11 protein-coding genes are annotated in these 9109 nt (G+C 70.6%); 9 read left to right on the top strand and 2 right to left on the bottom strand.

The annotated features are described in order from the left end of the window. Together AB0D01_RS39100 and AB0D01_RS39095 are read left to right on the top strand one after the other, a co-directional pair. On the top strand, window positions 1-792 hold a 792-nt coding region (locus AB0D01_RS39100), incomplete at its 5' end, for a peptidase M23 (RefSeq protein WP_363064079.1). A 2-nt stretch (window positions 793-794) separates the two neighbouring features. Next, window positions 795-1628 (top strand): hypothetical protein, encoded by an 834-nt coding sequence (locus tag AB0D01_RS39095; protein WP_363064077.1) that lies wholly within the window; start codon window positions 795-797, stop codon window positions 1626-1628. 183 nt (window positions 1629-1811) lie between these two features. On the opposite strand, the gene AB0D01_RS39090 is transcribed toward AB0D01_RS39095, so the two are convergent. Then, entirely contained in the window at window positions 1812-2147 is a 336-nt protein-coding gene (locus tag AB0D01_RS39090; protein ID WP_363064075.1) for a DUF6233 domain-containing protein, read from the bottom strand. Between the two features lie 88 nt (window positions 2148-2235). Here AB0D01_RS39090 and AB0D01_RS39085 point away from each other — a divergent pair, with 88 nt between their 5' ends. The 7 genes from AB0D01_RS39085 (at window position 2236) to AB0D01_RS39055 (ending at window position 7890) form a co-directional block, all read left to right on the top strand. Further along, complete coding sequence (locus AB0D01_RS39085) at window positions 2236-2553, top strand: hypothetical protein (protein WP_363064073.1); 318 nt, start codon at window positions 2236-2238, stop codon at window positions 2551-2553. A 239-nt stretch (window positions 2554-2792) separates the two neighbouring features. Continuing rightward, a complete protein-coding gene (locus AB0D01_RS39080) occupies window positions 2793-4214 on the top strand; it encodes a hypothetical protein (protein ID WP_363064081.1) in 1422 nt (473 codons plus the stop codon). 74 nt (window positions 4215-4288) lie between these two features. Further along, window positions 4289-4576, top strand: coding sequence for a hypothetical protein (locus AB0D01_RS39075; RefSeq protein ID WP_363064071.1), 288 nt, complete (start codon window positions 4289-4291; stop codon window positions 4574-4576). Between the two features lie 300 nt (window positions 4577-4876). Continuing rightward, complete coding sequence (locus AB0D01_RS39070; protein ID WP_363064069.1) at window positions 4877-5407, top strand: hypothetical protein; 531 nt, start codon at window positions 4877-4879, stop codon at window positions 5405-5407. Between the two features lie 176 nt (window positions 5408-5583). Beyond that, the gene (locus AB0D01_RS39065; protein ID WP_363064067.1) at window positions 5584-5988 is read left to right on the top strand and encodes a hypothetical protein; all 405 of its coding nucleotides are present in this window, start codon (window positions 5584-5586) and stop codon (window positions 5986-5988) included. Further along, the gene (locus tag AB0D01_RS39060; RefSeq protein ID WP_363064065.1) at window positions 5985-6857 is read left to right on the top strand and encodes a hypothetical protein; all 873 of its coding nucleotides are present in this window, start codon (window positions 5985-5987) and stop codon (window positions 6855-6857) included. Before AB0D01_RS39065 ends, AB0D01_RS39060 begins: the two co-directional genes overlap by 4 nt. A gap of 541 nt (window positions 6858-7398) precedes the next feature. Then, the gene (locus AB0D01_RS39055) at window positions 7399-7890 is read left to right on the top strand and encodes a hypothetical protein (RefSeq protein ID WP_363064063.1); all 492 of its coding nucleotides are present in this window, start codon (window positions 7399-7401) and stop codon (window positions 7888-7890) included. A 244-nt stretch (window positions 7891-8134) separates the two neighbouring features. Here AB0D01_RS39055 and AB0D01_RS39050 read toward each other — a convergent pair whose 3' ends face one another. After that, window positions 8135-8461: a beta/gamma crystallin-related protein gene (locus tag AB0D01_RS39050; protein ID WP_363064061.1), complete on the bottom strand. Its 327-nt coding sequence runs from the start codon at window positions 8459-8461 to the stop codon at window positions 8135-8137. Between the last annotated feature and the right edge of the window lie 648 nt (window positions 8462-9109).

Raw genomic sequence — 9109 nt, 5'->3', positions numbered from 1 at the left:
TCGCTGGGACTTTTTCAGCAGCGCCCTTCGCAGGGGTGGGGCACCCCGGCGGAAGTACGTGATCCGGTGCACTCCGCGGGCCTGTTTTTCGGCGGTAATTCCGGTAAGCCGCCGGGCCTGGTGGACATTTCCGGGTGGCAGCTGATGGATCCGGGGCAGGCCGCTCAGGCGGTGCAGCTGAGTGGGCATCCTGAGCTGTACGCACCCCGCCGGGTACAGGCCGAGACAATCGCCCGCCAGGCGGGAATCAATTTGTCTCGCCTGGGAATTGGTGGGGGTGCTCCGAGCTGGGCGCCGTCCCTCTCTCCGGCCCCTGACATGCCCGGACGCTGCGACGCCCCCGACGGGACCGTCGGGGCTCCATTTCATGATGCGGCGGCGGGATGGCCTCCGGAGGTCAAAAATCCGCGCTCCACACAAGACGCCATCGCATGGGCCAAGACGCAGCCGGCTCTGAATCAAAAGCGCTGGTGGCAAAAGTGCCTGGCCTTTTCGTCGATCGTGCACGGTTGGCATGCGTCCGGTGTGGTCGACGCCATCACGCATTGGCGCACCATGCCCGCCCACATGAAGCATGCCGGATCGCGTGATATTCCCCCCGGTGCGCTCATGTACTGGGATACGAACGGGCCTTTCGGGCATGTCTCCGTCTACCTCGGAGACGGAATGATCATCAGCAATGACATTCGCCGTATCGGGTATGTGGATATCGTGCCGGCGTCGGAAATCGAATCCAAATGGGGCTCCAAATACCTCGGGTGGGCGCCCCCGTATTTCCCCAAGGGAGTGTAGAAATGCAGGATCTTTCGATGGTGCCCGCTACCCCTGTCTACTCGCTCGTGATCCACGCCGGCGGCGAGGGCCTGGTGCTCACGGTGGACGGCGAGGAAATCGCCTCCGGGGGAACTCTGAGGGAATTGCGGGCGGCCGGGCGGGAGCGGCTTACTGTGCTCGCCGCGATGGCCGGTCGGCCCGTCCGCGCCCGCGCGACGGACCCCGAGGCACCCGCCCCGTGGTGCATGATCATCACCCCCGGCGGAGCGGTGCACGACGTCGGCTCGCACCCCGCCCCGGTTGCGCCGCCGCCCCGGCCGGCGGTCCCCCCGCGCCCGGTACAGCCCCCCTCGCCCGCCGCCGCGCCGGCGCCGCCGGTCGGGCGGCCGGCAACCCCGTGGGGGCCTCCGCCGCCTGAGACGTACCGGGCGCGGTGGACGGCGGTGCGGGACGCGCACGCGGCCGGCGACGTCGCCGAAGCGATCGTGCACGCGTCGCGGATGGAGGTGTCACTCCACGCGGAGTTCGGCCGGCTGCATCCGCACACGGTCACGGTGATGACCACCAGGGCGTGGCTGACGCTCGCCCGGAGCACGGATCTCGCGGGGACCGTCGAGCTGCTGGTGGCCACCGCGCTCCGCCGCCGTGAGGCGGGAGCCGAGCCGATCGTGGAGACCACGGAGCTGGCGCACTCCGCGCATGTGGGGTGGGGAGTCCTGGTGTCGGAGGACCCGGAAGAGGCGGAAGCGGTCGGCCCGTCGGTCGCCGCGATGCTGCGGGAGTTCGGGTGGGAGAGCCGGCTCAGCGAGGTGGAGGGGTGGCTCCGGGCGCGCGAGTCGGCGCCGGTCGGGTAGCCCCGGGCGGGGTGGGGTGCCTGCACCGTGGGGGTGGGGCAGGCACCCTGCCGGGGCGGTAGGGGTCGCTCGGGGTGGGCCCCTCCCGCTCGCTGCCACGGTAGGGCCGCCGCGGTGGTGTCCGGCACCGCGCGCGGTGCGTGCAGGGCCGGATCTCACCTGGATGGGGCGGGCGGGGTGGGGTCAGTCGAGGAATCCGAGGGCCGAATCCGGCCGACACTGCGGGCACGCGGAGACGCCCTCCGCGAGGGCCCGCCGGGCGGCGTCGGCCGTCGCCGGCTTGCAGCGGGTACGGGTGTCCCAGCACCCGCCAACGTGGACGCGCACAGCCGGCCGGCCCGTGCCGATCCCGTGCTCTATCAGCCACTCCGGAGGCGGCGGCGGAGGCCTGCGCGCGCCCTCGGCGGCGATCATGCGTTCCTCGGCGTCGATCCAGTCGCGGGTGCGCTGTAGGTCTCTGAGCTGGACTTTTTCCAGGAATCGGAGGCTCGCGAGACGCGACTGACGATTTTCGGACACAAGTTCGATTATAGGCCGGCGGGGGCGTTCGGGGTACGGGTCGGCGGGGCGCGGTGGTGGTGTCGGTGGCGGGCCCTAGGATCCGGCCGTGGCTGATATCGAACTGAACGGCGAATTGATCGTTCTGCGGAAGCGTGCCGATTCCGAGTGGGCGCGGTTGCGGGCGTTGCAGGAGCGGTATGGGCGGCCGTCCGTCGCGGGTGGCTGGTCGATGAAGGCGCATGCGGAGTGGGATGCCGCCCGGGTGCGTTGGAGCGAGGCGGTCGACGCCGTACGGGCCGCCGTCGGGGTGTGGGCGCTGAAGAGCGGGCAGCGCCGTATCGATGTGGAGGCGCGGTTGACGGGCACGGTGCGTGGCGGCAAGGACCCGCAGATCTGGCCGGAGGCGGAGGCCGCCGCCTCGTAGCGCCCGGTTGAGGAAGGGGCCGTCCACCTGCGGGTGGGCGGCCCCTTTCGCATGTCCGGGAGTTGCCGCGGTTCACCCGTCCGGGTTGCGTGAGGGTCTCGCGTACGCGTAGGCGACTTGTGTGGTGCGCGCCCAACTCAACCCGAATTAACGGCTCTTGACATTCTTTGCGCTGTTTCGTCATGGTTCCGTCGCGGTCCGAGGGTCGGGCCCGGTGGTGTGCGTTTGGAGTGTGTTCCATGGCGAAGGGGCGGCGTGAGGTGTTCGACGTGTACGAGGCGGCGGGCCGGTTGAAGGTGGCGGTCGCGGCCTGGCGGTGGGCGGCCGGTTCGGGTCTGGTCCCGCCGGCGGACGCCGGCGCCCGGTTGTGGTCGCGGGCGGTGGTCGAAGCCGTCGACGCCGAGGCCGTCCGCGCGGCGTTGCCGGGCGTGGTCGGCGCCGGCTGGGCGGCGGACCGGCTGAGCGAGGCGCTCGGCGTCCCGTTGCCGTTGCGGCGGCCTCGGGTGACGCCGGCGGCGGTCGGGCACCTGGTCCGCGCGGGCCTGTTGGTCTACCTCGGCGGCGAGGTCGAGTTCCCCGACGTCCACCCCGAACAGGTCGCGGCCTTGGCCCGCCGTCGGGATCTGCCCGCGCTCCTGGACCGCCACGTGCCCCTCGGGCCGGACCAGGCCGCCCGCCGCCTCGGGGTCCGCCGTACGGACTTCGACGTCCTCGTGACGAAGGGCTTCATCCGGCCGTCGGGTTCGGTGGACATCGACTTCAAGCGCCACGGCGGCATCACCACCGTCGACCTCTACAACGCGGAGGAAGTGGCGCTCCTCCCGGTGGTGTGGCCGCAGGTGGATTGGCGGGGGGTGCGTACGGTCGAGGCGGGCCGCCGCTCACCGCTCGCCGGCCTCGCTCCCGTCGACCCGGAGGGCGGCGGTCGTCTTCTGTTGGCGGGGGTGGCGCGGATCGCTCGGGTGGGGCGTGCCGCGGTGGTGAACTGGCGCCGCCGCAACGACGACTTCCCCACCCCGGTCGCCGGCAGCGAGGTCCACCCCGAATTCGAGAGCACCGCCGTGATCGCCTGGCTCCTGTCCCACGAGAAGATCGCCGTTCCCACGAAGCCGCCGGCGGCGCACCTGTTGTTCACCCGCCCCGGCGGCGGCACCCGCACGGTTCGCCTCGACGACCCGTTGCTGACGTTGGCCGAGGATCCGTCGGGCGAGGACCGGCTCACCGCCTGGTCCACCGACGCCGAAGCCGACGCCCTCGCCACCCTCACCGACAACGAGTTCGGCGGAACGCTGCGCCGGCTGACCCTGCCGGGGGCGCCGGGGTGGGCGGTGCAGGGCGGGGTACGGCTTGCCGGCCGGGTGGAGACGGGCGCGGGCGGCCTCCACGTCACCCTCGCCTGGCCGGCCGGCCTGCGGGGAACGGCGTCTTCACACCCGACCGGCGGCGTCACCCGCCACGCCCTCCCCTTCACCGCGCCCGGCGAGGCCTGCGCCTGCCAACGCCAGGAGTGCGGCGGCCTGGTCCCGGTCGGCTGGTGCGTCGAGCACGGGGACGCGGTCGCGCCGGCGCTGGAGTGGCACCCGGGCGGCGGCCTGCGCTGTACGGAGTTGGAGGAGGCGCGGCGGTTGGCCGGGGTGCGGGAGCGGCGTGCGGTGGGGTGAGCGGGGGTGACCGGTCCGGGTGGTGATGTGGCATCACCACCCGGACCGGACCGTGTGGCTGTCAGGGTGGTGGGATGGATGAGCGATGGGCGGGGCGGCGTGTCTACGGGTGGGAACCAGGGGACCCGGACGACCCTTTCGGGCCGGACGAGGGACACGCGTATCTGGAGCTGACCGGCGGCCCCCTGGACGGGCAGCTCCTCGACATCACGGGGTGGACGCCGCAGATGATCGCCGGCGGCGCCCTCCTGATGTGCGACACGGGCGCGTTCGGGTTCGGCGGGCGGGCGGATTACGAGCCGGCCGACTCGGACGCGCCCGGCCCCGTGGACCGGTACGTGTGGCGGGGCGACTCCCCGTAGCAGTCGTATGCACCCAGTTCATGTCTGATGGGGTAAGCCCATATGCCTGACTGGTTCGCCCCCTGCATGCCAAAGGGGCCAGGCCCGTACGGGCCTGGCCCCTTTGACGTCGCCGTTCTCAGATGACGCCCAGGTCCGCGAGGATCGCGGCCCGGTCCGCCGGTAGCGCCGCACGTCCATTCCGTAGCGGTACGGGTCGACGGCCTGATCGAACGTGTTTCCCTACAGCCCGCCTGTAGCCAATGGCTACAGGTGGGCTGTAGCTTTGAGGGGTCGTCAGGTACGAGACGAGGAGGAGTCGTGACGCAGGACGGACAGCGGCCCGCGATCGGGCGGGATGCGCGAGGAGTGGCCGTCAGCAGGGAGGTCGCAGACCTACTTCAGGCGGTACGGATGGATGACAGGGACTGGGCCGCCGACCGGCGCGCGCTGAATGTGCAGGCGCTGGTGACCCGGCTCGGTCGCGGTGGTCGGATGCGGGCGGCCGAGTTGTTGGGCGTGCACGTCAGTGCGGTCGATCAGGCCGTGGCACGTGCGCGGGCGATCCGACCGAGCCTGACAGTGGACTGGACGTTGGAGTACCAGGCCGTGACGGTAGCGGCCGGGGAGTTGCTCCTCGACCCGTCGGAGTCGGACGACGGGATGGTGAGGGCCGCGGTTGCCGTAGCCGGATTTCCGTTGTGGGCGACGTGCACTCGGCATCATGACGGTTGGGAGGACCAGGCCGTTTTGGTCGTTCAGCGTCGTGGCCGGCCCGCCGCCCTCGACAACTCGATTCGCTACGAGACGTTCAGCGTCGATGTCTGTCGTAGCTGCGTCCGCGCATCCTGACGGTCGGCTCGACGGTCCCGCTCGCTGAGCGGGGCCGTCACTCGTTCGGGGGATTCTCGCGGAATCCGCCCCAAGGGACCCGCGTTGATGGGAAGCTCTTCTCGTTCAGCATGGGAAGTGCTTCCCTTCGTATGCGGGAATCGGCTCCCATCCGGTCGCCCTCTTTGGAGTCTCGCGTGATCGATCTGGAACAGACCATCAGCTACACCGGCCCCGGCATGCGGGAGCCCCGCACCGTCCGCGTGAAAATTCGCCGCAGCGTCCTGCGCGACACGGGGCAGCGCCTCATCACCGTGCGGGGGTTGCCGGCCCTGTTCGCGGCCCGCGTCGAGTCCGTGACGGACCCCGAGCGCCGGCTCACCCTCATCGAGCGCCTGGTGGACGGCCACATCGGAATCAGCGATCAGCCCCTCTCCGACCCGCACGTGCAGGTGCCGGCCACGCAGTCCGCAGACAGGATGGTGGAGACCTCCTACCGCGGTCACCCGGACCTGCCCGTGTCCGAGGTCATCGAGACGGCCGTCCGGCTGCGTGACCAGTTCGCCCGCCAGGACGAGGACGTCGACGGGGCGACCCGATGACGGCCGCGGCCGTCATCGCGGCGTCCGGGGTGTACGTCCACCGGTGGGAGGACGCCGCCCCGACACGCGACCTGCGGGCCACCCTGGTTCGGTCGGGGATCCCCGTCCCGGAGTCGGACACCGCCGGCGCCCGGCTGGTGGTCGACACCCGCGTGCCCGTGGTGCGGATCCGTCCCCACGAGGACGAGGACGAGTGCGGGCACCTGAGCACGCACGCCGCCTACACCCTCACGTGGGCCGTGCCCGTGCTCTGCCGACTCCCGCAGCCCCCCGGCAGGGACCTCGATTTCGTGGGCCTGCGCCGGCAGTGCTGGACGTGCGCGGATCACCTCTACCCCACGATCGTGGCCGGCCCCGACGCCCTCCCGGCCGGCGCGCATCTGACGTGGTGGGACATCAGCGGGCCCACCACCGTGCGCGCCGCCGTCATCGACCGCGAAGAACGCGTCCGCCGCGCGCTCCTCGGCCGCCCCTTCGACCCCACCGCCTACTCGGCGGACCACATCAGGCTCGCGGGGGGCGTCGAGAAGGTACGCCGGCGCCACGAGTCGGCGGTGGTCCTGGCGGCGCAGGAGGACCGCAGCGCGGACCGCTACGACTGGGACGGGCTCACCGCCCGCATCATCGAGTGGGCCGGCGAGGCGCCCCGGTTGACGGCCGCGCAACGCGTCGCCGTCGCGGGCGCCCGTCGACACCTGGCGCTGGGGGAGGTGGCCGCAGCGGACATGTCGCTGCGGGACCTGATGGCCACCGCGCGCGACGACAGCCACACGATCGAGTACCTGTCGGAGTTGGGCGGTATCAGTCGCCGTACGGGCTCCGGGTGGCTCGCCGCCCGGACGACGACCGGGGTCGAGTCGGCGGTGTGAGCGCCGGCCACCCGACCGGGCCCGCATGCGCCCAGTTCATGCCTGATGGGATATGCCCATACGCCAGGAGTGTGGGCGCGTAGCGGGTCACCACCGAAAGAAGCAGCGCCCCACACTGCGTGTGGGGCGCTGCCGTTGTCCGTTCCCCCGCGTCGGCGGGGAGTCACCCCTCAAAGGGGCGATAAGGGGTCTCCCGTAGGGAGGGAGATTCCCGAAGCCATACCTGTTGTGACCCCGAAAAGGGCGATCAGATCACCCCCACCGCGGTGGGGACTTCGTGCTCAGCCATCGTGGCACAGCGGTGTGGCGGCCGGGGGTGGGTTGCTGGTTTCCGCGGACGGCGGACGCCTACCGGCATCACCGGTGCAGGTGCCCCGAGTGCGCGGCCACGAAGGCGCGCTACAGGGGATGATCCTCCCGCGCCGCCGGTCGAGTCGGCGCGAACGTCCTTGGTCTTGTGACCAGTTGGGTTGACGCATGCGTTAACCGGTGTCATGGTTAACGCATGCGGAAAGCGGTCCGCACTCCCGGAGGAGGCACCATGCGCACCAGCGTCCACACCTACGACGACGACGAGTACAACCCCCGCGAACAGGGCGTTTACGTCGGCCACTTCGAAATGGACTCCGCCACCGCCTACCAAGAGGCGCGGGACATCACCGGGGCATCGGTCCACCCGGTCCCCAAGTACGCCCACCAGACGCTCTACTACACCAGTGGCGGCCGTTGGGTGCTCCGCACGTCCTCTCAGCGGGAAGGGAGCCAGCTCCGCACCGAGTACATCGACGCCGCGGACGCGAAAGCGTGGCTCCGCCGCAACCAAGATGACGACGTGATCGAGGAGCGCTTCGGCCAGGAGCCGGAGGAGGTTGGCCCCCGTCTCGGCGGCCGGCCCGCCATCGGGCCGAAGTGGGAAGTTCGCCTCGACGCGGAGGTGAGGCGTCGGGTGGCGGAGTACGGCCAGGGCCGGCCCCGCGCCGATGTGCTGCGTGACCTGATCGTCGCCGGCCTGGCCGCCTCGACCCAGGCCTGATCCGCCGGCGGATCCCGCCACCCCCACCCGCGCGGGCTCCCGGACCCGGGAGCCCCGACCGTGAGAGCCTGTTCCTAAACCCCTTCCGGGCCTGGTCAGGGGGCCTCTAGCAACTCGGCCCCGTGGAGTCTGCCGTTCGGTGAACGATTACGGTGACCGTTCACCGAACGGCTCGCCGGGGGGCGGCGTGTTCACGTCCGGCCGGCACGCGCGTCAACGACGGCCGGAGCCGCGCCTACAGGAATCACCCATTCCCGAAGTATCGCCCCACGATACGTTCCATATGGCCGCGAGCGACGTCGGTCCGGCCATCCAAGACTTTGATCGAACTCGTGCGGTCGTTGAAGTTGAAGTCGCCCAGCCAGGGCGTGTCCGCCGTGAGGACCAGCTTCTCGCCCGTGAAGTCGTGGCCGTCGTAGAGCTCGACCTTGTAGTGCTCGGGGACCCGTACCGAGCTGACGGTGTTATCCCCGATGGCAAGGTTGCTGAGATAGTTGAAGTCGTACACTCCGAACGCCAGTTCGTGGCTCGGCCCCTCGTAGTTCGCGTCCCGGTAAATGATGACGCCCATGGTTCCTCCGTGGATCGACATGCCGGACATGCAGTTGCGCGCAGGTCCGGGGCGACTGTCCCCGACCCAGGGCAAGCCCAAGCGCCGACGCGGTCCGATGCTGTCGAAGGCGGTGTCCGTCCTCAAACCACGAAGACGTCGGTACCTCCCTCAAGGCGTCAGGCGCGCTGCTGCCGAGCGTAGCGGTCGATGGCCTCTCCGTAGCGGATCCGCCGGGACGCCGCTGGCTCACGCACGCTCTCGTCCGTGTCCATTAGACGGCGTGCCCATCGGCACGCGTGAGCCGTGCGGTTCAGGAACAGGTACTTATGCGCGGTGAGGCGCGTACGGCTCCTGTGGTCGATCCGGGCCCGTTGGGTGTGAGGATCCCCGACGTCATCGCGAAGTGGGCTGAGGGGTATGGGTGGGGGTCTGATGATCCGGACGTCTGGATCGCGGTAGCCCCTCAGGACGTCACTCGCGGTGCGATTGACGCCGAGGTCGCCTGTCGTGACGGTGTGGTCTCTGATGACGACCTGGGCGCCATTGAGGCACAGATGGCGGACCAGGGATATCTACCCTTCTGAGCGGCCGGTGACGGTGCGGGTCAGGGCGGTACGCATGATCGCGCCGGTGGTGGTGATGTGGGCGGCGATTCGTTCGCGTTCG

Source organism: Streptomyces sp. NPDC048606, from assembly GCF_040650855.1.
Classification (GTDB): Bacteria; Actinomycetota; Actinomycetes; order Streptomycetales; family Streptomycetaceae; genus Streptomyces.
This window is presented reverse-complemented; position numbering and strand designations above follow the sequence as displayed.

What these genes read in the sequence shown, in the direction of transcription:
- AB0D01_RS39095 (WP_363064077.1), top strand. Translation starts at nt 795, where the DNA reads ATGCAGGATCTTTCGATGGTGCCCGCTACCCCTGTCTACTCGCTCGTG.
- AB0D01_RS39080 (WP_363064081.1), top strand. Translation starts at nt 2,793, where the DNA reads ATGGCGAAGGGGCGGCGTGAGGTGTTCGACGTGTACGAGGCGGCGGGC.
- AB0D01_RS39075 (WP_363064071.1), top strand. Translation starts at nt 4,289, where the DNA reads ATGGATGAGCGATGGGCGGGGCGGCGTGTCTACGGGTGGGAACCAGGG.
- AB0D01_RS39060 (WP_363064065.1), top strand. Translation starts at nt 5,985, where the DNA reads ATGACGGCCGCGGCCGTCATCGCGGCGTCCGGGGTGTACGTCCACCGG.
- AB0D01_RS39055 (WP_363064063.1), top strand. Translation starts at nt 7,399, where the DNA reads ATGCGCACCAGCGTCCACACCTACGACGACGACGAGTACAACCCCCGC.
- AB0D01_RS39050 (WP_363064061.1), bottom strand. Translation starts at nt 8,461, where the DNA reads ATGGGCGTCATCATTTACCGGGACGCGAACTACGAGGGGCCGAGCCAC.